The sequence below is a fragment of the Nocardia sp. NPDC059240 genome (assembly GCF_042753865.1).
Classification (GTDB): domain Bacteria; phylum Actinomycetota; class Actinomycetes; order Mycobacteriales; family Mycobacteriaceae; genus Nocardia.
This window is the reverse complement of the sequence record NZ_JBHZAC010000009.1, coordinates 293,891-319,663: the sequence shown is the minus strand read 5'-3', so window position 1 is coordinate 319,663 and position 25,773 is coordinate 293,891. Positions and strand designations below refer to the sequence as shown.

General features: G+C 68.0%; 23 protein-coding genes and 1 pseudogene. 13 read left to right on the top strand and 11 right to left on the bottom strand.

The genetic code is table 11. The features are described 5' to 3' along the window. Positions 1–135 precede the first annotated feature (135 nt). The gene (locus ACFXHA_RS31335; protein WP_379362570.1) at positions 136–867 is read right to left on the bottom strand and encodes a lipid droplet-associated protein; all 732 of its coding nucleotides are present in this window, start codon (positions 865–867) and stop codon (positions 136–138) included. 114 nt (positions 868–981) lie between these two features. Between ACFXHA_RS31335 and ACFXHA_RS31330 the strand changes: the two genes are divergently transcribed. Then, positions 982–1,983 (top strand): 4-hydroxy-3-methylbut-2-enyl diphosphate reductase, encoded by a 1,002-nt coding sequence (locus ACFXHA_RS31330; protein WP_379362569.1) that lies wholly within the window; start codon positions 982–984, stop codon positions 1,981–1,983. Between the two features lie 142 nt (positions 1,984–2,125). Here ACFXHA_RS31330 and ACFXHA_RS31325 read toward each other — a convergent pair whose 3' ends face one another. Together ACFXHA_RS31325 and ACFXHA_RS31320 are read right to left on the bottom strand one after the other, a co-directional pair. Continuing rightward, positions 2,126–3,310, bottom strand: a complete 1,185-nt coding sequence (locus ACFXHA_RS31325; RefSeq protein WP_379362568.1) for a DUF6542 domain-containing protein — start codon at positions 3,308–3,310, stop codon at positions 2,126–2,128. Positions 3,311–3,427: 117 nt separating this feature from the next. Further along, positions 3,428–4,591 (bottom strand): DNA recombination protein RmuC, encoded by a 1,164-nt coding sequence (locus ACFXHA_RS31320; RefSeq protein ID WP_379362567.1) that lies wholly within the window; start codon positions 4,589–4,591, stop codon positions 3,428–3,430. A gap of 155 nt (positions 4,592–4,746) precedes the next feature. On the opposite strand from ACFXHA_RS31320, the pseudogene ACFXHA_RS31315 reads away from it, so the two are divergent. Both ACFXHA_RS31315 and ACFXHA_RS31310 read left to right on the top strand, forming a co-directional pair. Further along, a pseudogene (locus ACFXHA_RS31315) lies at positions 4,747–5,880 on the top strand (exonuclease SbcCD subunit D); the annotation flags it as partial. 595 nt (positions 5,881–6,475) lie between these two features. Further along, on the top strand, positions 6,476–9,736 hold the full coding sequence (locus ACFXHA_RS31310; RefSeq protein ID WP_379362566.1) for an AAA family ATPase: 3,261 nt from the start codon (positions 6,476–6,478) through the stop codon (positions 9,734–9,736). A gap of 20 nt (positions 9,737–9,756) precedes the next feature. Here ACFXHA_RS31310 and ACFXHA_RS31305 read toward each other — a convergent pair whose 3' ends face one another. From ACFXHA_RS31305 to ACFXHA_RS31280, 6 genes are all read right to left on the bottom strand, one after another. Next, the gene (locus ACFXHA_RS31305) at positions 9,757–9,930 is read right to left on the bottom strand and encodes a hypothetical protein (protein WP_379362565.1); all 174 of its coding nucleotides are present in this window, start codon (positions 9,928–9,930) and stop codon (positions 9,757–9,759) included. Positions 9,931–9,962: 32 nt separating this feature from the next. Further along, positions 9,963–10,235 (bottom strand): DUF2277 domain-containing protein, encoded by a 273-nt coding sequence (locus ACFXHA_RS31300; protein WP_379362564.1) that lies wholly within the window; start codon positions 10,233–10,235, stop codon positions 9,963–9,965. A 62-nt stretch (positions 10,236–10,297) separates the two neighbouring features. Continuing rightward, complete coding sequence (locus ACFXHA_RS31295) at positions 10,298–10,816, bottom strand: methylated-DNA--[protein]-cysteine S-methyltransferase (protein ID WP_379362563.1); 519 nt, start codon at positions 10,814–10,816, stop codon at positions 10,298–10,300. Continuing rightward, positions 10,813–12,330, bottom strand: a complete 1,518-nt coding sequence (locus ACFXHA_RS31290) for an Ada metal-binding domain-containing protein (RefSeq protein WP_379362562.1) — start codon at positions 12,328–12,330, stop codon at positions 10,813–10,815. The genes ACFXHA_RS31295 and ACFXHA_RS31290 overlap by 4 nt, the downstream gene beginning before the upstream one ends. Before the next feature lie 106 nt (positions 12,331–12,436). Next, positions 12,437–12,616: a YbdD/YjiX family protein gene (locus ACFXHA_RS31285; protein ID WP_379362706.1), complete on the bottom strand. Its 180-nt coding sequence runs from the start codon at positions 12,614–12,616 to the stop codon at positions 12,437–12,439. 87 nt (positions 12,617–12,703) lie between these two features. Further along, complete coding sequence (locus tag ACFXHA_RS31280; RefSeq protein WP_379362561.1) at positions 12,704–14,995, bottom strand: carbon starvation CstA family protein; 2,292 nt, start codon at positions 14,993–14,995, stop codon at positions 12,704–12,706. 293 nt (positions 14,996–15,288) lie between these two features. Between ACFXHA_RS31280 and ACFXHA_RS31275 the strand changes: the two genes are divergently transcribed. The 4 genes from ACFXHA_RS31275 (at position 15,289) to ACFXHA_RS31260 (ending at position 19,493) form a co-directional block, all read left to right on the top strand. Beyond that, entirely contained in the window at positions 15,289–16,632 is a 1,344-nt protein-coding gene (locus ACFXHA_RS31275; protein WP_379362560.1) for an ABC transporter substrate-binding protein, read from the top strand. Further along, positions 16,629–17,513, top strand: coding sequence for a carbohydrate ABC transporter permease (locus ACFXHA_RS31270; protein WP_379362559.1), 885 nt, complete (start codon positions 16,629–16,631; stop codon positions 17,511–17,513). Before ACFXHA_RS31275 ends, ACFXHA_RS31270 begins: the two co-directional genes overlap by 4 nt. Continuing rightward, on the top strand, positions 17,480–18,334 hold the full coding sequence (locus tag ACFXHA_RS31265; protein ID WP_379362558.1) for a carbohydrate ABC transporter permease: 855 nt from the start codon (positions 17,480–17,482) through the stop codon (positions 18,332–18,334). The genes ACFXHA_RS31270 and ACFXHA_RS31265 overlap by 34 nt, the downstream gene beginning before the upstream one ends. A 349-nt stretch (positions 18,335–18,683) precedes the next feature. Continuing rightward, complete coding sequence (locus ACFXHA_RS31260; protein ID WP_379362557.1) at positions 18,684–19,493, top strand: S1 family peptidase; 810 nt, start codon at positions 18,684–18,686, stop codon at positions 19,491–19,493. A 13-nt stretch (positions 19,494–19,506) separates the two neighbouring features. Here the strand turns inward: ACFXHA_RS31260 and ACFXHA_RS31255 are convergent, their stop codons facing one another. Further along, positions 19,507–20,139: a hypothetical protein gene (locus ACFXHA_RS31255; protein WP_379362556.1), complete on the bottom strand. Its 633-nt coding sequence runs from the start codon at positions 20,137–20,139 to the stop codon at positions 19,507–19,509. 99 nt (positions 20,140–20,238) lie between these two features. Here ACFXHA_RS31255 and ACFXHA_RS31250 point away from each other — a divergent pair, with 99 nt between their 5' ends. Together ACFXHA_RS31250 and ACFXHA_RS31245 are read left to right on the top strand one after the other, a co-directional pair. Continuing rightward, positions 20,239–20,811, top strand: a complete 573-nt coding sequence (locus tag ACFXHA_RS31250) for a TetR/AcrR family transcriptional regulator (RefSeq protein ID WP_379362555.1) — start codon at positions 20,239–20,241, stop codon at positions 20,809–20,811. Positions 20,812–20,836: 25 nt separating this feature from the next. Next, on the top strand, positions 20,837–21,334 hold the full coding sequence (locus tag ACFXHA_RS31245) for a pyridoxamine 5'-phosphate oxidase family protein (protein ID WP_379362554.1): 498 nt from the start codon (positions 20,837–20,839) through the stop codon (positions 21,332–21,334). A gap of 15 nt (positions 21,335–21,349) precedes the next feature. Here ACFXHA_RS31245 and ACFXHA_RS31240 read toward each other — a convergent pair whose 3' ends face one another. Further along, positions 21,350–22,297 (bottom strand): helix-turn-helix transcriptional regulator, encoded by a 948-nt coding sequence (locus tag ACFXHA_RS31240; RefSeq protein WP_379362553.1) that lies wholly within the window; start codon positions 22,295–22,297, stop codon positions 21,350–21,352. 100 nt (positions 22,298–22,397) lie between these two features. Between ACFXHA_RS31240 and ACFXHA_RS31235 the strand changes: the two genes are divergently transcribed. From ACFXHA_RS31235 to ACFXHA_RS31220, 4 genes are all read left to right on the top strand, one after another. Continuing rightward, positions 22,398–23,024, top strand: a complete 627-nt coding sequence (locus ACFXHA_RS31235) for a TIGR03086 family metal-binding protein (RefSeq protein WP_379362552.1) — start codon at positions 22,398–22,400, stop codon at positions 23,022–23,024. Between the two features lie 66 nt (positions 23,025–23,090). Continuing rightward, complete coding sequence (gene ychF, locus ACFXHA_RS31230; RefSeq protein WP_379362551.1) at positions 23,091–24,170, top strand: redox-regulated ATPase YchF; 1,080 nt, start codon at positions 23,091–23,093, stop codon at positions 24,168–24,170. 17 nt (positions 24,171–24,187) lie between these two features. Further along, positions 24,188–24,691, top strand: a complete 504-nt coding sequence (locus ACFXHA_RS31225) for a nucleoside deaminase (protein ID WP_379362550.1) — start codon at positions 24,188–24,190, stop codon at positions 24,689–24,691. A 304-nt stretch (positions 24,692–24,995) separates the two neighbouring features. Beyond that, complete coding sequence (locus ACFXHA_RS31220; RefSeq protein WP_379362549.1) at positions 24,996–25,682, top strand: GNAT family N-acetyltransferase; 687 nt, start codon at positions 24,996–24,998, stop codon at positions 25,680–25,682. The last annotated feature ends 91 nt before the right edge of the window (positions 25,683–25,773 follow it).

Genomic DNA, 25,773 nt, shown 5'->3' with positions numbered 1-25,773 from the left:
CCACCGACTGCGCTCACACAACGCCCCGACACGGACTTTCGTGTGGTGCCCACGCACACGAAAGTCCATGAAAGAGATACGCCGACCGATCGGGTGCGTGCACCCGATCGACCGGCGTTGGTCGAAAAGACTTTCTTACTTGGCCTGAACGGTTGCGATCCGGTTCGTCAGCATGGTGACGAAGGGGGCGCGGTCGGTGGTCTCCTGCTCGTAGGCGAGGAGGGTGGCCAGGTCGTCGACCGACAGCTGGCGCAGACGCGCGCGCAACTGGGCGATGGACAGGTTGGCGTAGCCGAAGCGGGCCGCAACTTCCGGCTCGGTCACCACGTGGCCGTTGTGGCCGTTGGTGGAAGCCTTTGCGGGGGCCGGGGTTTCGGTGGCCTCCGGTTCGGCAGCCTCCTGCGCGGCCGACTCGGTGACAACCGGTTCCGGTTCGGCGGCTACCGGCTCGGGTTCGGCGGCAACGGGTTCGGCCACAGCCGCAATCGGCTCGGCGACGGCCGGTTCCGGCTCGGCGACGGGCGCGGCGGCCGCTTCGGTGGCCGGTTCCGGCTCCGTAAAGAGGTCGAAACGGCTCTGTCGTACCGATTCGGGAGCGAAGCTCGGCGTTTGCTCGTCGGCCTCGTCCTCATCGAAGGTGGCCCACGCCGGCTGTTCTTCCGGCTGGTTGATCAAACGGTCGAAGACGGCGTCGCCCTTGAGAGCGAGGCTGGTCACGAACTGCTGGAGGTGCATGGTCGTCTGCAGCATCTGGCTGATCGCGGTGATCGGGAAATTGATTGCGTTGGTCGGTAGCCGACGAGTTTCCTCGAGGGCATAGACGGCAGCCCCGGCGGCGACCCGGGCCAGGAACGGAGGTCGGAACATGCCCCTAGCCTGCCCGAAACGCCGTGTGATGCAAAGGTGAGAAAGCACAAAAGGTGATTGTGACCCTAGCCTCCGCGCGAATGGGCCTCGGGCCGCACACGTATTCTGTGGGGCATGTCCTCGGCAATCCCTTTGAACGTCGGAATCGTCCGGTCGGCGGCGGGTGATGTCGACGCGCCCAAGCGAGTACTGCTCGCGGAACCGCGCGGCTACTGCGCCGGTGTGGACCGGGCGGTCGAAACAGTGGAGAAGGCGCTCGAAAAGCACGGCGCCCCCATCTATGTCCGCAAGGAGATCGTGCACAACCGCCACGTCGTGGAGACGTTGCGCGAGCGCGGCGTGATCTTCGTCGACGAGACCGACGAGGTGCCCAACGGCGCGCTCGTGGTGTTCTCGGCGCACGGCGTCTCCCCGGCCGTGCACGAATCCGCGGCGGAGCGGAACCTGCACACCATCGACGCCACCTGCCCACTGGTGACCAAGGTGCACCAGGAGGCGAAGCGGTTCGCGCGCGACGACTTCGACATCCTGCTCATCGGCCACGAGGGCCACGAGGAGGTGGAGGGCACCGCGGGCGAGGCACCCGACCACGTGCAGCTGGTGGACGGTCCCGATGCCGTGGATCAGGTCACCGTGCGCGACGAGAACAAGGTGATCTGGCTCTCGCAGACCACGCTGTCGGTGGACGAGACCATGGAGACGGTCAACCGGCTGCGGCTGCGTTTCCCCAAGCTGCAGGATCCGCCGAGCGACGATATCTGCTACGCGACCTCCAACCGGCAGACCGCGGTGAAAGCCATGGCGCCCGAATGCGATCTGGTGATCGTGGTCGGCTCCCGGAATTCGTCGAACTCGGTGCGGCTGGTCGAGGTCGCGCTGACCGCCGGGGCGCGGGCGGCGTATCTGGTCGATTACGCGCGTGAGGTCGACGCCGCCTGGCTCGAGGGTGTGCGCACCGTCGGCGTCACTTCCGGCGCGTCGGTGCCGGAGATTCTGGTGGAAGGCGTGCTGGAACTGTTGGCGGAGCACGGTTTCGGTTCGGTGGTGCCGGTCACCACCGCCAATGAGACCCTGGTCTTCTCCCTGCCGCGGGAACTGCGCACCGCTCGCGCATAAGTGCCGAAACGTATTCGCGCCCTCCACATTCGTTGTGGGGGGCGCGAATTGCTATTCGGATGAGGTTATTTCGTACCGGATATCCCGATTGCCGGAAATCTACGGTGTGTGTCGCTCGTATGTCGCCGAGCCCGAAAAGGGCTCAGCGTTCGATGCGGCCGGAATCGCGTTCGCGATAGCGCACATTCGGGCGCGGGTGCGGCGGCAGCTCACCCGGCTGGGCGCGACGGCGGCGACCACCCTCACCCGGAGCCGGATTGCGTTCGGGGGCCGCGGCGTGGCGTTCGGTACCGCGTCCGGCCGCCTGTTCGGGGGTCTGCGCGCGGCGGCGGCGACCGCCCTCGGCCGGAGCCTGATCCGGTGCGGGTGCGGGGGCCGGTTGGGCGGCACGGCGACCGCCCTCGGCCGGGGCGGCCCGACGCTCGCCGGTGCGGGTGCGGTCGGTGGGGACGGCGCGACGCTCGCCGGTGGGCGGTGCCTCGGGCGGCACGGCACGGCGTTCGCCCGTGCGCGGTGCGTCGGTCGGGACCGCGCGGCGTTCGCCCGTGCGGGGCGTCTCGCCGTACTGGGCGCGGCGACGGCCCTCGGTGGCGGCCGGGGCGGCCTGCTCGGGGCTCTGCGCGCGGCGGCGGCGACCACTCTCGGCGGGCTGCCGGTTCGCGCCTACGCGGGGCGGCCCGGCGGCGACCCGGCCGGTCGCACCGCGGCGCGACGAGCGAGTGGCGTCGGTCTCCGGGGCATCGGCTTCGGGGTCGGTGTCCGCGGCGGCACGGGAACGGCGTCTGGCCGGATCCTTGGGATCGGCGGAGCGGGTCCGCTGGGCGCGGGCCCCACCCGCGCGGCCGGCCCGGGCACGGGCCTTGCGCGGCTCGGCGCTCGAATCGGCCTTGCTCTCGCGGCGGTGCAGGGCGATGCGGATCGCACCGATGATCAGCACCAGCACGGTGGCCAGGGCCATGGTGGGGAAGCGGTTCACCAGCGGGATGGCCAGATTCAGCAGGATCTCCCGCACCTTGAGACTGGCGGACCCCATTAGGAGTTGGTAGAACACCGGCACCGCGAGGAAGAGCAACAGCGGCGGTAAGACGAGGGTGGTGAACAGTCCCCGGTAGCGGACCACGAGGGTCGCCAGCACGCAGCCGATCACATAGAAGGCCGCGAAGGTGTGCGTGAGGTCGTCACCGCCGTTGGCGTCGATCAGAAACCCGATGAACGTGCACGTCACGGCGATGAGGACGGCAACTCCCGCCGGGACGCCGGGAACCGACGGCAGGATCGAACGGTGCGACGGGGGCACCTCGGTTCGCTCGCGTTGGGTAACTGCCACGTCAAGCACACTAAGGCATATCCGTGTTTCGCGAGGCAGGCGACATCACGCGGGTATGCGGAATCGCATGAACCCGGCGATAGCTATGGCGTCGGAACGCTAAGACCAAGCGGTTGCTCAGGCATCACCGCCTTCCATCCCACGGAAGTGATGTTCGACTCCGTCGAAGCCGACCGCACGCGGCCAGGATTCGACGCGGCGGACCTCCGGGACCGGGGCATCGGCGATCTCCAGCTCGTGCAGCTTGCGGGCGGTCACCATCACCCGGGACTCCACCGAGGCCACCGTGTGGTTGAACGCGTCGACCGCCTTCCCGAGCTGCGAACCCAGCCGGTCCAGGTGGCGGCCCGTGGTGCCGAGCCGGGTGTAGAGCTCCCGGCCCAACTGCTGGACCACCGCCATGTCCTCGGAGATCGCCTCCTGCCGCCAGCCCAGCGCGACCGTGCGCAGCAGGGCGATGAGTGTGGTGGGAGTCGCAAGGACCACATTGCGACCGAAGGCGTATTCGAGCAGTCCCGAATCGGAGGTCAGCGCCGCATCCAGGAACGGATCACCGGGTACGAACAGCACCACGAACTCCGGGGACGGATCGAAGGCGGCCCAGTACTCCTTGGCGGCCAGCTGATCCACGTGATTGCGCAGATGCCGGGCGTGGCGGGCCAAATGGCCGTCGCGTTCGCGCGGCTCCTCGGTGGCGGCGGCGTCCAGGTAGGCGGCGCAGGGCACCTTGGCGTCCACCACGATCTGCCGACCGGCCGAGAGCCGCACCACCAGGTCCGGGCGCACCACGGTGTCGCCGCGTCGGGTCACCTGGGTGTCGAAATCACAGTGCTTGGCCATGCCCGCCAACTCGACCACCCGCTCCAGCTGGATCTCGCCCCAGCGGCCACGCACCTGCGGCGCGCGCAGGGCGGCCACCAATTGACCGGTTTGCGTGGACAACTGGTGTGAGGTCCGCTGCATGCCCGCGACCTGTTCGCGCAGGCCGGAATACGCGTTGATGCGGTTGTGCTCGACCTCCTGGATGTGGCGGTTCAGATTGCCGACCGCCTCCCGCAGCGGCTCGACCAGCGTGCCGATGGCATGCGACTGCCGTCGGGCCGCGTCCTCACTGGCCGCGCCGAGTGACTGCCGCAACAATCGTTCGTTGTCCCGCATGGCGGCCAGCCGCGCCTCGGCCACCGCCGCCCGCTGTCCCGCGCGCGCGGCATGCCCGAGCCAGCCCAGGGCCAGCCCCGAAACGAACACCAAAAGCAGCGCGAACAGCATCGGTGCGGTCATGGCACGAGATAGTGCCCTAACCCACCGACAAGGTGGTGAATCTGGCACCGGTGCGGCGCTTTTGGTGGTGTGGTCGCGGTCCGGGGGTGCGAAGTTGTCCGGGATCCATCGAGGCCATGTGTAATTGTCGGCGCAATCGCCTAGCGTTCTTCGGCATGCGGATCCTGCACACCTCCGACTGGCATATCGGGCGCACCTTTCATGGCGTCGATCTGCTGATCGATCAGGAGTGTTCGCTGCGGGCCATTGCGGAATTGGTGACGGCGCAGCAAGTGGATGTGGTCGTGCTGCCCGGGGATGTGTACGACCGTTCCATTCCGAGTGCGGATGCGATTGCGGTGTGCAATCGGGGATTCGAGGCAATTCGGGCGGCGGGCGCGACCATTGTCGCCACCTCCGGCAATCACGACTCGCCGACTCGACTCGGCGCGCTCGGGAGTTTCGCGGCGGCCGGCGGATTGCATTTGCGCTGCCGGATCGCGGATGTGGCGCGACCGGTGCTGCTGGCCGACGAGTTCGGCGAGATCGCCTTCTACGGCATTCCCTATCTGGAGCCGGAGATCACCCGGGTGGAATTGGGGGTGCCGCAGGCCCGTTCGCACGCGGAGATCCTGGACGCGGCGATGGCCCGGGTGCGCGCCGATCTGGCACAGCGGTCGGAGACGCGGTCGGTGGTGCTCGCGCACGCCTTCGTGGTGGGCGGTGAGGCCACCGGGTCGGAGCGGTCCATTTCGGTGGGCGGGGTGGAGACCGTGCCGCAGTCGGCGTTCGACGGCATCGACTATGTGGCGCTCGGTCACCTGCACTCCCCGCAGACGCTGTCGGAGTCGGTGCGCTACTCCGGTTCGCCGCTGCCGTATTCGTTCGGGGAGCGCTCGCATCGCAAGGCGGTGTGGATCGTCGATCTGGACGCCGCGGGGCTGTCCGCCGTCACGCGCCACGATCTGCCGATCGTGCGCAGGCTGTCGCAACTCAGCGGACCCCTGGAAACCCTGCTGGAATCGCCGGAGCACGCCGAAGCCGAGTCCCACTACGTGTCGGCCACCCTCACCGATGAAGCTCGCCCCGTGGACGCGCTGCGCCGCCTGCGTGATCGCTTCCCGCACGCCGTCCACGTGGAATGGCAGCGTCCGGAAGGAAATCCGGAACTGCACTACCGCGAACGCGTCCACGGCCGCCGCGACACCGAGATCGCCGAAAGCTTCCTCGCCGACGTCCGCGGCACCCCCACCCCCGGCGAAATGACCTGGCTCGAACGCGCCCTCTCCGCCGCCACCCACGAAAAGGAAGGCCCCCTACGCATTTCCGCGCAGCAACGGTCGGCCCAGCCCGCCGAGGTCGGCACAGCGGCCGCACTCGCACAGGTCGGCGCACTTGGTGGATCGGCCGAGGTCGTTGTTTCCGACAGGGTCGCCGAACCGGCGGTCGTGATGTCCGCGGAACGCGAGGGTTCATTGTTCGCGGTTTCCGAGGCCGCGATGCCCAAGGGAGCGGCGGTGTCCAAGGTCGGCGGAAGCTCGATTGCCGGCGAGGTCTCTGTCGCCGCTGAGGTCTCCACTGCCGCGGAGGCGGCGCGGGTGGTCAGTGCGGCCGGGTTCGATGGGTCGGTGCGTGGGGTGGACGCGGCGGAGGCGGATGCGGCGCTCGGGTTGTTCGATGTGGCCGAATTCGGGCTGGAGCCGGGCGAATCGGATGAGTCGGCCTCGGGGATGACCGCGTGAGTGATGCGGTGCGGGGCGGTGGCATGGCGGCACACAGCGTTAGAGGCATCGCGGACACCGGTGTTTCTGGCGTTGCGGCACAGAGTGTTTCGGCGTGTCGTGCCGGTGTTGGGGTGGGCCGGGTTGTTGGATGGGTTGTGGCGTTGAGGAGAGGGGGCGTCGGGTGCGGCTGCATCGCTTGGAGCTGACGGCGTTCGGGCCGTTCGCCGAGACGGCCGTGGTGGATTTCGACGAGCTCGGGGCAGATGGGCTGTTCCTGCTGCACGGGCAGACCGGGGCCGGAAAGACCACGGTGCTCGACGCCATCGCGTTCGCGCTCTACGGCAAGGTGCCGGGGGCGCGGGCGGAGAGCAAGCGGCTGCACTCCGATCATGCGGACCAGCAGACGCCGCCACGAGTGCTGCTGGAGGCCACCCTCGGCGGCCGTCGGCTGCGTCTCATCCGCTCGCCCGAATTCCAGCGGCCCAGCAAGCGCGCCAAATCCGGCTTCGTGAACGAGAACGCGGCCGCCACCCTGGAGTGGCTCGACGGGCGCGGGCAAAACCTGTCACGCATCCCCGATATCGGCGACGAGGTACTGCGCCTGCTCGGCATGAGCGCCGACCAATTCTTCCAGGTCGTGCTGCTGCCCCAGGGCGACTTCGCCCGATTCCTGCGGGCCGACAACGAAGATCGCGAAAAGCTGCTCGAAAAGCTCTTCGACACCGAACGTTTCGGCACCGCCGAACAATGGCTGGTCGACAAGCGCAAGGCGAGCACCGCCGACCTCGAGTCCCGCAAGCACGGTATCGACCGCTTGGTCGCCCAGGTTGGTGTCGCCGCCGGGCTCGCCACCACCGGCTCCACCGGATCACTCTCCTCCACCGGATCGCTCGGTCCCGCTGGATCGCTCGGTCCCGGCGGGGCGGTCGGTTCCGCTGGATCGCTCGGGTCTGCCGACTCCGTCGGCTGGTCGCAGTCGCTGCTGGCCGCCGCGCGCACCAACCGCACCGACACCGCCGCCGAACTGACACGGCACCAACAGGATTCGACCCGGGTGCGCGCCGCCGCGGAGGCCGAGCGCCGCCGTCACGAGCTGCTCCGCCGCCGTACCGCCGCCCGAGCCCAGCTCGCCGACTTCACCGCCACCGCAGAGGCCCGCGCCGCCCGCCAGACCGAACTCGACCGCGCCCGCCGCGCCGAACCCGTCGCCACTGCCCTCTCCGAGGCCCGCACCGCCGCGGTCACCCTGCGCCGCCGCACCGACGAAGCGACCCGCGCCGCCGAACAACTCGCCGACCGCCTCCTCGAACCCGCCACCGCCGAACTCCCCGGAACCACCTGGGCCGCAGCCGATCTGGCCGAGTCCGAACTCGCAGGCACCAACCTGGCCACGGATCTCGCCGATATCGAAACCCTCGATACGGGTCTCGATCAGGTCGAATCCGCCTCGGACGGTGACCACCGCGCGCGGTCCGAGCGCGGAGCGGGTCTGGAGTCGGCTGTCCAACGCTGGAGTGCGCAGGTCGGGGCGCTGGATGAGGTTCGGGCCGATGCGGATTCGGCTACTCGATTGACGCGGGAGCTGGCGGGGCTGCGCACCGAACAGGCGGAGCTGGAGGCGCGGGCGGGCAAGCTGTCCACGCGGCTCGCGGAGCTGCCGGAAACTGTTGCCAAGGTGGAGGTTCGGTTGCGTGGGGCTGGCGATGCGGCGGCCGCGCTGCCCGGGCTCGAGGCGGAATGTCAGCGGTTGCGGACGTCGGCCACCGCGGCGGTCGAATTGGACCGTAAGCGTGACGAGCTGACGCGCGCCGGGGCGGCGTTCGAGAAGGCGCGGGCCGCGCACGAGCAGGCATGGCGACGTACGCAAGCACTGCGTGAGCAGCGCATGGCCGGAATGGCGGGGGAGCTGGCGGGGAGCCTGGTCGAAGGGGAGCCCTGCACCGTGTGTGGGTCGCTCGCGCATCCGGATCCGGCGCGACCGGCCGAGCATGCCGTGTCCAAGGCCGATGAGGATGCCGCGTTGACCGCCGAGCGGAAGACCGAGGCGGCGCGAGAACACGCCGGGCAGTCGGTGGCCGAGCTGGAGCGGGCCGTCGAGGTGCTGGTCGAGCGCGGCGGCGCGGTGGATCGGGCGGAACTGGCTGCCGCGCTGGATGATTCGACGCGGCGGTACACCGAAGCGCAGCGGGTGGCAGCGCTGGTGGACGGTCTCACCGCCGAGCTGAACACGCTGCGGGCGGATCAGGTCCGGTTGCAGGACGAGGCTCGGGAGTGTGAAAGCCGCAGTAGCGCAACGCTGGAGCGGATTGTCGCCACTGATCGGCGGCTGGCCGAACTCACCGAGCGGCTGCTGGCGGCGGCCGGAGCCGACGGCACCGTGGAGAAGCGTCGAGCGCGGCTCGCCGCGTTGGTCGAGGAGGCGGGCGCGGTGCGCGCGGCCCGGGTCGAGGCCGTCACCGCCCGCGAGCAGGTCGCGGGGGCCGCCGTGCGTGTCGAAAAGCTTTCGTACGAAGCGGGTCTGGTGGATTCCGCGCCGCCGGTGATGGGGGAGTCCGGGCCGGATTACACGGTGCTCGGCGAATACGCTCGCGCGGTCGACGCGGCGTCGCGGACCTCCGCGCAGCAAGCGGCTCTCGAAGAGGAATTGGTGGCCGCCGATCGAGCGCGCGCCCATGCCGAAGCCGTCCTGGCCGAGCCGGACATCCGCGCGATCGGCGAGGCCGAACCCGGCGACCTCGGTGCGCTGGAAGAGTCGGTGGCGCAGGCGGAGTCGGCACTCAACCGCGCTGTCGCCGCACACGCCGAGGCCACCCGCCGGGCGGACGACCTGGAGGGCCTGTGCGCGCAGTTGGGCACGGCCGTCGACCGTGTCGCGCCGCTGCAGCGCGCCCACGAAGAACTCGCCCGCCTGGCCGAGGTCGTCGCCGGGCGAGGGGAGAACAACCGCCGCATGTCGCTGCGCTCGTACGTCCTGGCCGCCCGCCTCGAAGAGGTGGCGCTGGCCGGTTCAGTGCGCCTGCGCCGAATGTCCGGTGGCCGTTACGAATTCGTCCACACCGACGTCGCGGGTCCGCGCGGCCGCCGAGGCGGTCTGGGCCTGGACATCCGCGACGACTACACCGGCGCCATCCGCCCCGCCAAAACCCTCTCCGGCGGCGAAACCTTCATGGCCTCCCTGGCTTTGGCGCTGGGCCTGGCCGACGTGGTGTCCGCCGAATCCGGCGGCCTCGTCATGGACACCCTCTTCATCGACGAGGGCTTCGGCAGCCTCGACGCCGACACCCTCGACGCCGTCATGGGCGTCCTCGACGAACTCCGCTGCGGCGGCCGCGTAGTCGGCGTAGTCAGCCACGTCGACGAAATGCGCCAACGCATCCCCAGCCGCCTCCACGTAATCCGCGGCCGCACCGGCTCCCGCCTCGAAACCTCGGTCGGCGCCTAGAGTGACGGTCCGCGGTTGAGCTAACTCCCTTGATCCGCCGGCCGGTCATGATCGGCACGCAGGCTCGCGTCGGCAGCGTGGATCTGCTGGATTGTCCAGGCTTCGATCATCCGTTCCGGGGCGGCGTGAAAGACCTCCCCGAGGCTCTCCAGCAGTTCGGCGTGTTCGCGCGACAGCTGGATCGTGTACTCCACCTGCGATTGTCGCCGGGTGCCAGGCACGGGCGTCAGCGCGGGGTGAAGCGGATTTGGGCGCGGGCCTTGGCCTTGGCGGCTTCGACCTCGCGGTCCTTGGGTGGGGCGGTGGTGGTCAGGCCGTTCAGAAGGCGCGCGGTGGCGGCGGTGATTTCTTCGACGGCTAGGTCGAAGGCGGCCTGGTTGGCTTGGGAGGGTTTGGTGGTTCCGCTGATCTTGCGGACGTATTGCAGGGCGGCCGCGTGCACCTCGTCCGGGGTGGCCGGCGGCTCGAAGTTGTGCAGGGTGTGGATGTTGCGGCACATGGGTGCCACGGTACGCCCGGGCACCGACGGGCCCGGGTGGACGCCGGTCGGGGGGAGGTCGTTCAGGCGGTCTCGTGGTCGATCAGCCAGCGTTTGATCGGCAGGCCGTAGCGGAAGCCGCCGAGGGTGCCGTCGGCGCGCAGGACGCGATGGCAGGGGACGAACAGGGCGGCGGCGTTGCGGGCGCAGGCATTGGCGGCGGCGCGGGTGGCGGCGGGGCGGCCGGAGACGACCGCGAATTCGGTGTAGGTGATCGGGTTTCCGGCCGGGACCTTGCGCAGGATCTCCCAGGCGTGGGTGAGGAACGGGCCCGAGACCTGCCGGACGGTGACGGCGTCGATGGCGGTCAGGTCGCCCTCGTGATAGGCGGTAACCGCCCGCGTGATCGCGCCGAGGGAGTCGCGTTCCCGCAGCGTGGCGGGGCGGATGGTGGGGTGGATGAGCGCGCGCAGCGCTTCGGGGTCGGCGATCCAGCCGGAGGCCAGTACCGCGCCGTCGCCGTCCACCAGCGCGGTGAACGGTCCGGCGGGTGTGTCTATGGTCGCGAAATCTGCTGTGGTGGCGTGGTTTCCGGTGTTCACTGCGGTGTCCTCCGGGTCGGTGTGGATGGCGTGGCGGTGCGTGGCTCGGCCGGGTGGGCGAGCGCGTACTTCCACAGGTGCATGGTGAGGTAGGAGCGCCAGGGCGCGAAGCGGGCGGTGTCGGTGAGATCCACGCCCAGCAGGCCTGCGCCGCGGCGCACGATCAGGTCGGAGTGCAGCAGTACGTCCGGGTCGGCGAGCAGCCGCATGGTGACGTAGTCGGCGGTCCAGGGGCCGACGCCGTCCAGGGCGAGCAGGTCGCGGCGCAGGTCACCGGCGGTGCGGCCGGAGTGCAGCACCAGGTCGCCGGTGGCCAGGGCCTTGGCCGCGCCGACAATGGCGTCGACTCGCCGTCCCGGCCCGGTCAGCACTTCGGACCCGTGCTCGGCGATGGTCTCCGCGGTGGGGAACAGGTGCGGGATCGGCCCGTCGATGGCCTCGCCGAGCCCTTGGACCAGTCGTGCAGTGTGGGTGTTGGCGGCCGCGACGGAGATCTGCTGCCCGATCATGGTGCGCAGCAACAACTCCGGTCCGTCCACGCAGCCCGGCACCCGGATGCCGCCGGGGAGTACCGGAATGCCCTGCTGCGGTGGGGTTTCCGCCATGCCCGCGGCCAGCGCCTCGTCGATGCCGATCGGGTCGGCGTCCAGGTCGAGGAAGTGCCGGATGCGCGCCACCGTGGGCGCGAGATCGCGCATGTCCTGCAGCGCCAGCGAGGCGCGCACGTGCCCAGGCTGCACGGACAGTCGAACGGTGGTGTGGCCGTGCGGGGTTCGCAGGCTGCGGGTGTAGATGCCGTTCTCCCACAGTTCCAGCCCCGCGACGGCGTGCGCGGACAGGAACCATTCCAGCCAGGACTTGTCGAGCGGCTCGCGGTAGGGCAAACGCAGCGTCAGCAGGCCGTTGCTGGCGGGCATGGTGTCGCCGTTGCGGCGGCGCGATTCCTCGCGCAGCGTGGTCGGGCTGACCGCGAACACTTCGCGCACCGTGTCGTTGAACTGCCGGATGCTGGCGAATCCGGCCGCGAACGCGATGTCCGACATGGACAGTCGCGTGGTCTGGATGAGCAACCGCGCGGTGTGCGCGCGGTGCGCCCGCGCCAAAGCCAGTGGGCCCGCGCCGAGTTCGCTGGTCAGCACCCGGGTCAGCTGCCGCTGCGAGTAGCCGAGGGCCCCGGCCAGTGCGGGCACGCCGCCGCGTTCGATGACGCCGTCACCGATCAACCGCATGGCCCGCGAGGCCAGGTCGGCGCGGGTGTTCCAGAGCGGTGACCCGGGTGCGGCGTCGGGCAGGCAGCGGCGGCAGGCCCGGAAGCCGCTCTGCTGCGCGGCGGCGGCGGTGGGCAGGAAGGAGACGTTGGTTCGTTTGGGGGTGATGGCAGGACAGGAAGGGCGGCAATAAATTCCGGTGGTGCGCACCGCGGTCACGAAATGCCCGTCGAACCGAGCATCCCGGGTCGCCACGGCGCGGTAGCAACGCTCGAAATCCAATTCGTTCGCACTCACGGATTCCACCTTGTCAGCCGCCGCGCCCCGCCGCTAGCGGGAATCCGCCATGAGCGTCGGCGGAAAATCGCCAGCCGGCCCCGGGCCTGGTCAGAGGTTTCCGGTGCCGGTCGGATCAGCAGCAGCGGTTGCCGGGATTCTTGGCCGCCGCGTCGTGGCGATCGCGCCAATAGTCGCGCTCGGACGGGATCTCGCAGCCGGGGTGCTGTAGCCGCAGGTGCTGGACGTAGCGCTGATAGTCGTTGCCGCCGAGGATCGAGTTGAACCACCAGGCAATGGCTTTCAGGGCCCGCAACAGGGCGAGCCCCGCCGACCGCAGGAGACCTGCGGTCGACGGGGCGTCGGGGGTACTCATCACGTCAGTGACTCTGTGCTCATGGAGTCAGTGACTCAGCGCGCCGGCTGTGCCCGGGGCACGGATTTTGCCTTCGGCGACCAGGGCGTCCCATTCCTGCTGGACTTCCTTCTCCGCCTTGGTCGCGACGAACCCGCTCGGACCGAAGATCTTCGACGGCTCCTCCGGGCTCTCGCTGGTATCGCCGCCGCCGGCCCGCAGCGCCCGGGCGCAGGCCCACGCCCCGACCACGGCCACGATCAGCACCAGCACGGCGAAGATGATCGACAGCGTGCCCTGGATCCAGGTGTTGCGGACGATCTTGTCCATGTCCGAGGCGGTCTTGGCGTTGGAGCACAGCTTGCCCGCGCTCTGCGCCGTCACGCACAGGTGGTGCAGCTTCCAGTAGCCGATCTTCGGGTCGGCGGAGAAGATCTTCTGCCAGGAGGCGGTCATGGTGACCAGCAGGTCCCAGACCAGCGGGAGTGCCGGAATCCAAGCCCATTTCACCAGGCCCTTCTTCACCACGATCACCAGCACGACCGTCAGCGCGATGGCCGCCAGCAACTGGTTCGAGATGCCGAAGAGCGGGTACAGCGTGTTGATGCCGCCGTTCGGATCGGTGACGCCCATGAGCAGCACCGAACCCCACAGCGCCACCACGACGGCGGAGCAGATGATCACGCCCGGCCACCACGACGGATCCTTGAACTTCTTGGCGCCCGGCAGGTTGCCGATGGCGTCCGAGAGCATGAATCGCGCGACGCGGGTGCCCGCGTCGATGGTGGTGAGGATGAACAGCGCCTCGAACATGATGGCGAAGTGGTACCAGAACGCCTTGAGGCCGCTGCCGCCGATGAGCTTGTGCATGACCTCCGACATGCCGACCGCCAGAGTCGGCGCGCCACCGGTACGGGAGATGACGCTCTTCTCGCCGACACCCGACGCGACATCGGTGAGCTGCTGCGCGGTGATCGGATCACCCTTGAGGCCAAGGCCGTTCACGTAGGTCGCGGCCTTGTCCGCGGTGCCGCCGGTGAGGCCACCGGCCGCGTTCATGGCGAAGTACAGGTGCTGGTCCAGGATGCTGGCCGTGATGATGGCCATGACCGCCACGAACGACTCCATCAGCATGCCGCCGTAGCCGATCATGCGCGCCTGCCGCTGCTTCTCGAGCAGCTTGGGTGTGGTGCCCGAGGACACCAGCGCGTGGAAACCCGACAGCGCGCCACACGCGATAGTGATGAACAGGAACGGGAACAGGCTGCCCGCGAACGACGGACCGTTGGAGTTGCTCGCGAACTGGGAGACCGCCGGGGCCTTCAGCACCGGCATGGTGACCACGACGCCCACGGCCAGCAGCGTGATGGTGCCGATCTTCATGAAGGTCGACAGGTAGTCGCGCGGGGCGAGCAGCATCCACACCGGCAGCACCGAGGCGATGAAGCCGTAGATGATCAGCATCCACGAGATGGTGGTGCCCGACAGGGTGAACCAGTCCTGGCCCCAAGCGGATTGGGAGACCGGGTTGCCGAGCAGGATGGCCAGCAGCAGCAGCGCGAAGCCGATGATCGACACCTCGCCGACCTTGCCCGGCCGGAGGAAGCGCAGGTACATGCCCATGAACAGGGCGATCGGGATGGTCATCGAGATGGAGAAGACACCCCACGGGCTGCCGCCGGTGAGCACGCCGGTCTTCGGATCCGGGGTTGCCGCAAGGGCGTTCACCACCACGATGCCGAGCACGGCGAGCAGGATCATCATGATCACCAGCACGGCGACGATGGCCGCGATGCCGCCGACCAGGCCGAGTTCTTCGCGCGCCATCTGGCCGAGGGTGCGGCCGCGGCGCTTCACCGACGCCCACAGCACCAGGTAGTCCTGGACCGCACCGGCGAACACCACGCCGATGATGATCCAGATGGTGCCGGGCAGGTAGCCCATCTGCGCGGCGAGCACGGGGCCGACCAGCGGGCCCGCGCCGGCGATGGCGGCGAAGTGGTGGCCGAACAGGACGCGGCGGTCCATCGGCATGTAGTCGCGGCCGTTCTCCATGGCCTCGGCCGGAGTGGCGACGTCATCGCGCGGTTTGGTGATCTTGTATTCGATGAGCCGGGCGTAGAACTGGTACGCGAGCACATAGGTGCAGAGGGCGGCGACCACGATCCACACCGCGTTGACGTTCTCCCCGCGCATGAATGCGAGGACCGCCCAGGCGATCGCGCCGATCACGGCAATGGCAAGGAAGATGCCCTTCTTCGCCGAGGACAAGGGCGTCCGGTCCACGACGCCTACCGGGGGTAGGTCGGGGTCCGTGCGGAGTAATTCGATGGTCGCCATTCGACAACTCTCCCGTGCGGTACTGCGGTTCTCACTGAAATCGGTCTCAACGTAGCCCAACCGACGCGCGCCTGAATCGGCTTTGACCAGCCGTTCACCTCGTGTCGTACCGTCGGGTACGGGTGGCCCGGGGGACGCTGCGGACGGTTCGCGGGGGTACTGCGGGCCGACCGAAAACCTGCGATTTCGCGTGTTGACCGCGTGTCGCAGGTAGCTCCCCGTATGCTGCCATGCTGGTTCGAGATCTGCGTCACTGTGGTCCTTTAGTTCGTTTAGTTCACGGAGATATATCTTTGGCGAGCGACTCGGCGGCCCCTCCTTTCCGCATCGATCGGCGTACCCTGTTGCGCTCCGCATTGGGCTGCGGTGCGTTGGCCACGCTGCCGGCGGCCGGGGGTTGCGCGAGCGGGGACGATGACGCGGTCACCTTCTTCTTCCAGGCCCGGCCCGAAGAGGCGCGGGCGCGACTGCGGATCATCGACGAATTCCAGCGGCGGCGACCGGATATCCGCATTCGCACCATCATGTCCGGGCCGGATCCGTTGCAGCAGATGCTCACCTACTGCGCGGGCGGCAAATGCCCGGACGTGCTGATGGCGTGGGAGCTGCTCTACGCCGGGCTGGCGGATCGGGGCGTGCTGGTCGACCTGCGCGAATTCCTGGACCGGGACCCGGAATATGCTGCGACGCTGCGGGATGACGGGTACACGACGCTGCGCGACACCTTCGTGTGGGACGGCGGGCAGTACGCGCTGCCGGAGCAGTGGTCGGGGGTGTTCCTCTACTACAACCGGAAACTGTTCGACGAGGCCGGGATTCGGCCGCCCACCAGCTGGTCGACCGCGTGGACCTTCGACGAATTCCTCTCGGCGGCGCAGGCTCTGACTCATCGCGACGCCGATGGGCGGACCCGGCAGTGGGGGTTTGTGGACGCGTGGGTGCCGTACTTCTCGGCCGCCTGCTTCGGCATGAACAACGGCACCGAATGGTTCAGCCCGCCGGTGCGGCCGGTGCGCACCAATCTCGGGGATCCGCAGTTCGCGTCCGGACTGCAGTTCTACGCGGACCTGGCCGTGCGACATCGCGTCGCGCCCAGTGTCGGTGACCGGCAATCGGTTTCGGCGCAGGACCTGTTCCGCAGCGGGAAGGCCGCCATGCTCATGGGCGGGCACTGGCTGTACTCGGAGTTCACCGGGCGCGACGGGCTCGACTTCGATGTGACCGTGTTGCCGGTCGGGCCGCACGGCGGGCCGGGCGCGATCACCGATATCGGCAGCACTGGACTGGCCATCGCGGCGGCGAGCCCACGGCGCGAACAGGCCTGGGAATTCGTGAAATTCGCGACCGGGCCGGAAGGACAGGCCATCATCGCCGAGTCGGGGCTGTTCGTGCCGGTGCTGCGGTCGGCGATGCGGTCGCCGGGATTCGCGGCGGCGCATCCCACCCTGCGCAACCTGGAGGTCTTCACCGAAGGGCCCGAGCATTCCCGGCAACTGGCGGTGACACCGTTGTGGGGCAAGGTGGAAGCGCTGCTCGAGCGTGGGTGCAACAAGGTGTTGCGCGGTGCGGCGACGGCCGAGTCGCTGGGCGGGCAGACCAGCGCCGATATCGATCAGCTGTTGCGGGCGGCGGTATGAGGCTGGAGCGGCGGCGGGCGCGTGCCGGAAGACTGTTCGTGGCACCGAATCTGGCTGCCATTCTGGTGTTTCTGCTGTTCCCGCTGGGGTTTTCGCTGTACCTGAGCTTCCATTCGTGGGATCTGTTCAGTCCGCCGCGATTCGTCGGGGTCGCGAACTATCGACGGCTGTTCACCGATGACCCGCTGTTCTATATCGCCCTGCGCAATACGGCCGTGTTCACGGTGTTGACGCTGCTGCCGACGGTGGTGATCAGTCTCGCCGTGGCCGGGCTGCTGAACCGAAAACTGCGGGGGATAGGGGTGTTCCGGACCTTGGCGTTCCTGCCGCTGGTGGCATCGACCGTGGCCATGGCGGTGGTGTTCCGGTTCATCCTCGCCAGCGATGACGGGCTGGCCAATACGATGCTGGGCTGGGTCGGGCTCGGCCCCGTGCCGTGGCTGACCGATCCGGCCTGGGCGATGGTGTCGCTGAGCCTGGTCACCGTGTGGAAGTCGGTGCCCTTCGCCACCGTCATCCTGCTGGCCGCCATGCAGGGGGTGCCCGAAAACCTGTACGAGGCAGCGAAAATCGACGGTGCGGGTGTGTTACGGCGTTTCGCCTCGATCACCGTGCCGCTGATCAGTGGTGCCCTGTCGTTCGTCCTCGTGATCACCGTCATCAACTCGGTGCAGGCCTTCGATCAGGCGTACGCCCTCACCGGCAGCGGCGGGGGACCGGAGACCGGCACCTACGTGCTGGGAATCATGCTGTTCCAGAACGCTTTCCGATTCTATGAAGTGGGCTACGCGTCCGCCCTCGCCTGGGTGATCTTCGCAATCCTGCTGGCCTTCACCCTGATTCAGCAATGGCTGGCACGCCGAGCGGAGACCGAACTGTGAGGCGTCGCCTGACCGCCGCCGTACTCGGCTACCTCGCCCTCGCCCTGGTGGCCTGGTGCGCCCTGACCCCGATCCTGTGGTCGATCTCCGCCTCCCTGAAGGGCGAAGGCGAAATGAGCGGCACCGCCCCCCTCCCCGCCCATCCCCAATGGTCCAACTACCGCGAAGCTTTCGACGCCATCCCCCTGGGCCGCATGCTCCTCAACACCGTCGTCTACGCCGCCTGCGTCACCGCAGGCCAGGTCTTCTTCTGCTCGCTGGCCGGCTACGCCTTCGCCCGCCTCCGCTTCCCCGGCCGCGAATTCCTCTTCATCGGCTACCTGGCCACCCTGATGGTCCCCCTGACCATCACAGTCATCCCCCAATTCCTCCTGATGCGAGCCTTCGGCTGGATGGACACCCCATGGTCCATGATCGTCCCCGGCCTCTTCGGCAGCGCCTTCGGCACCTACCTCATGCGCCAGTTCTTCCGCACCCTCCCAATCGAACTGGAAGAAGCCGCCACCCTCGACGGCTGCACCCCCTGGCAAATCTATTGGCGAATCCTCCTCCCCCACACCCGCCCCGCCCTCATGGTCCTGGCAGTCCTCACCTGGATCACAGTCTGGAACGACTTCCTCTGGCCCCTGATCATGATCCAACGCAACGAATACGCCACCGCCACCCTCGGTTTGGTGCGTCTACAAGGTCAGTACAGCACCAACTGGCCCCTACTAATGGCCGCCGCCACCGTCCTCCTCCTACCCCTCCTCGTCATCTACGCCATAGCCCAACGCGCCTTCGTCCGTGGGATTGCGCTGTCGGGCGTAGGCGGTCGCTGACCGACAGTGCCCCTGATCTTGAACGGGTAGCGGGGGCGGCGATGCGCGAGTGTGCAACGCGCCTTCGTTCGCGGGATCGCCCTTTTCGGGGTCGGGGGTCGCTAAATTGGTAGGGGTGGCCAACTACTTGGGTCGGCAGGCTGGGCGGTGGGGGCTTGCCGTCGTGGCGCTCATTGCGGTGATGTCGGTTGCGCCGGGGGTGGGGCGGGCTGAGGATCGATCGGCGGAATCAGAGGGTGGGCTGCCGCCTGCGCTGGTTGCCGCGATTCGCCGCGATCTGAATATGGATGCCGCTGAGTATCTTCGGCGGGTGGATTCTGTTCAGCGGCAGGCTGTTTCCGCCGTTGACATGAGGACACGCTTGCCCGGCGGGGATTCCGGGGTTCCGCAGGTCACCGGAGGAGACCGCTTCCTCACCGAAGCCGGGTACGCGTGTTCCTGGGCATTCAATGCTGTTGACTCCGACGGCAGTCCCGCCGCGATCACGGCAGGTCATTGTGACGCCGCCACCGAGAAGGAGGATCAGCCTGCCACCCAAGGGCAGACGTTCGACCTCACTCCGGCACTGAAGCAGGGCGATCAGACCGGGTCCTTCGAGAAATCGGTGATGGACGGTGTCCGCGATTACGCCGTCGTCCGGATCGCCGGACCTTTCCAGGATTCGTTCCGTAACAACCTGATTCGCGCCGCCGACGGTACCCTCCCTATCACCGGCATCGGCTACCCGGTCGTCGGCGAGCCGGTCTGTAAGGCGGGTGCCACCACCGGATTCACCTGCGGTGTCATTCTCAGTGTCGACCAGCCCGACCCGTCGCGCCCACCGATCCGCTTCACTCACACCGCGCTGTCCCTCCCCGGTGACAGTGGCGGCGCAATCTTCTCCGGCACCCTCGCCATGGGCATCGTCAGCCGCGGCGGCTACACCGATGACCCCGCCCAATACCCCACGGACAAACCGGATCCCGTGAATGCCGCACTCCCCGCCCCGCTCGACCAGCTCGCCAAACGCCTACTGGCCGGTGACGGTCGGCAGGCCTTCGAGCAACTCTCCCCCCTGATCGACGCGGTCCTCCGCGCCTACCCGCAACTCACCATGATCGCCCAATCCATCGCCGATGTCGTCATCGAAAACCCGGGCCTCCATCTGCGTACCGAATGAACCCGATTTCAGGTCAGCAGAAGGTGATCAGGGTGTTATTGGCGAGGGATACGCGGGCGTTTTCGAAGAGGGTCAGCCAGACGAGGCGTTCGCGCCAAAGCGGGTTGTCTTCGTCTTCGGCCTCGAACAGCGCGGTGGCGTCAGTATCAGGCAATTGGTCGTCGACCAGAGTAATGCCGAGATACGGTGCCACATAGACGAGTTCGCGCATCAAACGGGAACTGGACCCAAGCATGCCGCCGGGCAGGCCGTCCTCTTCGTCCGCGAACAGGACGTCCTCGAAATCGATGGGGACGTAATAGCCTTCGCAGTCGGAGTGGCAGATCAGATGGCAGTCGAAGAGACAGCTGACCTCATCGACCAGCGGATCTCCGGCGGCGCGTTCCGACTCGGGCACCGGTGTCACGGGCTGTCCCGGATTGGTCAGGGCATGCGCGTAAGCGCGCCGCAGATAGTGCACCATGCTGTACGGAAAGCTCGACACATGAGCACGTGCGGTCGCCGCCCCATAGCCCTGCGGCTCCTCGTGTGCCGGCAGCCCATTGTCGATCAGCAGCTTGTTGATCACGTCGAGATCGGACTCGAAGTCCTCCTCCCCGTTGGCAATCGCGTAAGCAAGCGCGTGTGTCGTCACTCCCAGTCCCATGGCGGCGAGCGTACGTGCGGCCACAGACAAGTGTGGTCGGCTTGCCGCGATCCTATTGCTTCTAGGTTTAGGCTCAGGAGTGCAGCGGAGAGGAGCGGTATGTCGCCACGGGTTGGGTTGACCAGGGAGCGGGTTGTCAGTGAGGCGGCGGAACTCGTTGATGAGATCGGGTTCGAGAAGCTCACGCTTTCGGCGCTCGCGCGACGGGTCGGTGTGAAGGATCCGAGTCTCTATGTTCATGTCCGTAATCTGCATGATCTGCGGGTTCGGGTGGCGTTGCTGGCGAGTGCGGAGTTGAACGAGCGGATCGGGGCGGCGGTGGCTGGGCGGTCCGGTAAAGATGCGCTGGTGGCGTTTGCGGATGCGTATCGCGGGTACGTGCTCGACTATCCGGAACGGTATGCCGCAACTCAGATTCGGATGGATCCGGCCGAGGTCGCCGGTGAGCCTGCACTGTTGCGCAGCATCGAGCTGACCGCGGCCATCTTGCGCGGGTACGGGCTGGGGGAGTCCGAGGGGTTGGATGCGGCACGCCTGCTGCGCAGCACTTTTCACGGCTTCGCGACGCTCGAGGCCGCAGGCGGTTTCGCTCACTCCCGTCCGGCCGCCGACACTTGGCCCCGCATTGTGGACGCCCTTCACCAAACCCTCTCGAATTGGCCCTCCTACTAGATCGGGCGGCTGTTAAGGTCCGGTCATGTGGTGGGGACAAGTACGGGAAATCGCCGAGCGTGGACGCCGGTCGACGGGGCACTTCGCGATCGCATCCGTTGACCCGGAAGGTATTCCGAACATCACCCCGGTAGGCACGGTGTTCTTCCGCGACGACAGCACCGCCTTCTACTTCGACCAGTACACCTCCGCGCTGGCCCGCAACCTCGACGCCAATCCGCAGATCTGCCTGCTGGCAGTCGACCGCGGCTCCCTGTTCTGGTTCCGCTCCCTCCTGCGCGGCCGCTTCTCCGCCCTGCCCGGAGTGCGCCTGTACGGCACCGCCGGACCCCGTCGCCCCGCCACCGAAGCCGAACTGAACCAGGTCCGAACCCGAGTCCGCCCCATGCTCCTCCTCAAAGGCGGCCGCCTCCTCTGGTCCGACTTCACCCACGTCCGCGACCTGACCTTCACCACCGCCCGCCCCGTCCGCTACCCGATCATGATGTCCCACCTCCCCCAGCAAGATTCGCTCCAACTCTGACCTCGTGACAGCGCCTCACTGCGAAGTCGCGGCCGCGTAGCGGTGGGCGAGGGTTTGGATGTGGGTGACAAGTTCGGGGGGTGAGTCGACTCGGAAGTCCATCATGAGCATGCTCAGGTAGATGGCGATGGTTTCGAGGCGGTCGGCTCCGGTGAGGAGGAGGCAGGAGGTGTCGTCTAGGGGTTCTACGACGCCGACTGTGGGGTTGATTCGGGCGATTACGGTTTCTGCGGGGGCTAGGACTGTTACTCGGGCGTGGACTTGCCAACCGGTGGAGGCGATTTCGCGGAGGACGAAGGCGACCAGGTCGGCGTCGGGGAGCGTGCGGGGCGCGAAATGGCGGTCGCCGGGGGTGATTTCGGTGAGGGCGGCTACGGGGAGCGCTTGCCAGGTGTGGGATTCGAGGCTGTAGGCGACCAGGTACCAGCGGCGTTGCCAGCTGATCAGGCGGTAGGGCTCCAGGTCGCCGCCGGCGTGGATGGTGGTGGCGGCCCGGATGGCGGTGGCGAGGGTGGCGAGGGTTTCGGCGGGGACGGGGGCGTCGGGTTCGCGGGAGCCGGTGACGGCGGGGCCGATATCGGTGACGGCGCGCAGGGCGGTCACCTTGCGCTGCAGGCGTTTCGGGAGGATCCGATCCATTTTCGATTGGGCGCGTTCGAGATTGGTGTGGATATCGGCGATGCCGGTGCTGCCGTCGGCGGCGATGTTCATGGCCACCGCGACGGCGACCGCCTCGTCGTCGTCGAGCAGCAGTGGCGGCATCGTCGCACCCTGGCCGAGGCGGTAGCCGCCGACCGGGCCGCGGGCGGCGTGCACCGGATAGCCGAGTTCGCGCAGGCGGGCGATGTCCTGACGCAGGGTCCGGTCGGTGACGGCCAGGCGTTCGGCCAGGTCACGGCCGGTATGGGTGCCGTCCTGCAGCAGCGACAGCAGGCGCAGCAGACGGGTTGTGGTGGAGGTCACAACTAGCTCCTTCGATCGCCTCGCTTATTAGGAAGAAAACCAGCCTAATCGGGTCATACCTTTATCTCAACGGATCGAAACGACCTGAGAGGCAAGAACAATGAGCATCAACCCGCAGACCGCCACCCCCGCCGCCACCCTCGCCCCGGTCTGGCGCGACGTCCTCGCCGCCTCCCACCGCGCCCTCGCCGACGTCGTCGCCGGTGTCGGCGACGACCAGTGGAACAACCCCACCCCGTGCTCGGAATGGACTGTGGCGCAGGTGGTTCAGCACGCGGCAGGCGATCAGCTGGCCTTCGCCAAGTTCCTCGGCATCGGCGACGGCCCCGCCTACAACCCCTTCGAGCCGTCCGGCAGCATCGACGGCAAGGCCACCGAATTGGTTTCCGCCGCAATCGAACCCACCGCCACCGCCTGGGCCACGGTCACCGACGGCACCGAGACCGTTCCCACCCCGCTGCCGCACGGTGAGCTGCCGACCCCGGTCGCCGCCGTCATGTGCGCCCTCGACGCCGCCGCGCACGCCTGGGACATCGCGATCGGCACGGGCCAGCCCTCGCCTCTCACCGAGGAACTGGCGGGGCATCTGCTCACCGCCGCCAGTGGACTGATCGAGCCGCTGCGCGACTACGGCGTCTACGCCGCGGTCGTCACCGATCTTCCCGCGTCCGCCACCCCGGTCGCGGACGAGCTGCTGGCCTACCTCGGCCGCACCCCGCGCGGCTGACCCCCGGCAACCCGGTAGACCAGGGGTGACGGCGTAGGCCGGCGGTCCGGGTAGACTCCACTTCTCGTGAGTCTCACCCTCGGAATCGTCGGCCTGCCCAACGTCGGAAAGTCGACGCTGTTCAACGCTCTGACACGCAATGACGTGCTTGCCGCGAACTACCCGTTCGCCACCATCGAGCCGAATACGGGCGTGGTGCCGCTGCCCGATCCGAGGCTGGCCGTGCTCGCCGAGATCTTCGGTTCCGAGCGTCAGCTCCCGGCGGTCGTGTCGTTCGTCGACATCGCGGGCATCGTGAAGGGCGCCTCCGAGGGCGCGGGCCTGGGCAACAAGTTCCTGGCCAATATCCGTGAGGCCGACGCCATCTGTCAGGTGGTGCGCGTCTTCGCCGACGACGACGTGATCCACGTCGACGGCAAGGTGGACCCGCTCGCCGATATCGAGGTCATCGAGACCGAGCTCATCCTCGCCGACATGCAGACGCTGGAGAAGGCGGTCGTGCGGCTGGAGAAGGAAGCCCGGGTCAAGAAGGACCGCAAGCCGGTCGCCGACGCCGCCAAGCAGGCGCAGGAGATCCTCGACGCCGGCCGCACCCTCTTCGCCGCCCGCAAGGAACTCGATGTCGAACTGCTGAAGGAGCTTTCGCTCCTGACCATCAAGCCGTTCCTCTATGTCTTCAACGCCGACGAGTCGGTGCTCACCGACGAGGCCAAGAAGGCCGAGCTGAAGGCCGCCGTCGCCCCCGCCGACGCCGTCTTCCTCGACGCCAAGGTGGAATCCGAGCTCATCGAACTCGACGACGAATCCGCCGCCGAACTGCTGGAGTCCATCGGCCAGACCGAGCCCGGCCTGCACGCCCTGGCCCGCGCCGGCTTCCACACCCTCGGCCTGCAGACCTACCTGACCGCCGGTCCGAAGGAATCCCGCGCCTGGACCATCCACCAGGGCGACACCGCCCCCAAGGCGGCCGGCGTCATCCACACCGACTTCGAGCGCGGCTTCATCAAGGCCGAGATCGTCGCCTTCAAGGACCTCGTCGAGGCCGGTTCCATGGCCGCCGCCAAGTCCGCGGGCAAGGTCCGGATGGAAGGCAAGGAATACGTCATGGTCGACGGCGACGTCGTGGAGTTCCGCTTCAACGTCTGAGTCGGTGAGGAATCGGCATGCCCGGCGGGACCATTCCGGACGATCTCGATATCGCTAATCTGCGCGCGGCCGTCGCCATTGCGCGGCGGGCGCGCGAGCGAGGTAATCACCCTTTCGGGGCGCTGCTCGCGGCGCCCGATGGAAGGGTGTTGCTGGAGGCCGAGAACACGGTGGTCACCGGTCGGGATGCGACCGGTCACGCGGAAACGAATCTGGTGCGGGCGGCGACGGCCGTTCATGATCCCGAGTTTCTGCGTGGCTGCACGCTTTACACGAGTACCGAACCGTGTGCCATGTGTGCCGGGGCCATCTATTGGGGGAATATCGGGCGGGTCGTCTACGCCCTGGGCGAGGACCAGCTTTTGGCGCTGACCGGTGCCGATCCGGAGAACCCGACGATGGCGCTGCCGTGCCGCGCGGTATTCGCGGCGGGGCAGCGCGCGTTGCCGGTGATCGGTCCGGTCGAGCTCGACGAGGCGCGTGCGGTGCACGCGGGCTTCTGGAACCGCAAGCCGGTGTAGAAATACCTTCCGGCGCATAGGTATTCGGATAAAGGCAGCTCCCGGGGGAGATCGCCACGTAGTTGCGGATACCCTCGCCGGGCACAGCTGAATGACACCTGTGAATCAACCGTGCGACGCGCGGTAGAACGCATGAAATTTACACGCCGCCTGCGGCGCGGTGCGCTGGTGTTCCGCTATCGTTCATCCCACTATCCGATGCTGCTACTGGCGTGCCAGGGTTGGTTCGTCGATTCCGGAGTGTGTGGCCGGGGCGGCCAATGCCTGACGCGACCCCCGACCGACTCTGAAAGATCGAGGGAACGTGCCCGTACCCGTAACTCTGACTGGCCGTCTGGTACGGCTGGAACCCCTTGCGCCGCAGCATGCCTCGGGTATTGCGGAGGCCGCAGCGGGGAATCGCGACGATTATTCGTTCACGCCTGTCCCACACGGAGTGGACGAGGCGCTGGAATATGTGGCCCAGGCGCTGTCGGGGCATGCCGCGGGAACGTCGCTGGCGTTCGCCATCATCGCCGTCGCCAGTGGACGGGTGCTGGGCTCGACCCGGTTCACCCGTTTCGACTACTGGCAGGGCCCGGTGGTGTGGCCGCTGGTGCACGGCATGCCGAGCGGGGATCCGCTGTTGACGGTGCCGGATGCCGCCGAGATCGGGAACACCTGGCTGTCCCTGGAGGCGCGCGGCGCGGGCATCAATCTGGAGTCCAAGCTGCTGCTGTTGCAGCACGCCTTCGAGGTGTGGCGGGTGCGTCGTATCGCGATGCGGGCCGATGTCCGAAACCTGCGCTCCCGCATGGCCATCGAGCGGCTCGGGGCCACCAGCGACGGGGTGCGCCGGGCGCATTCGCGCGGGCTGGACGGCGAGGTGCGCAGTACCGCCTTCTACTCGATCCTGGATGAAGAGTGGCCGACTGTCCGGGCCACCATCGAGGGGCAGTTGGCGGCGCAGCCGACCCGGCAGCGCGGCCGCAGCCGACTGGTCGGGGCGTAAGGCTCCGGAGGGTTGTCCTGATCGGACCGATTGAAAGACCGGTCGGTCCGATCAGCCTTTCGCGACTATAATTCCGGGTGTTGCACCGGTC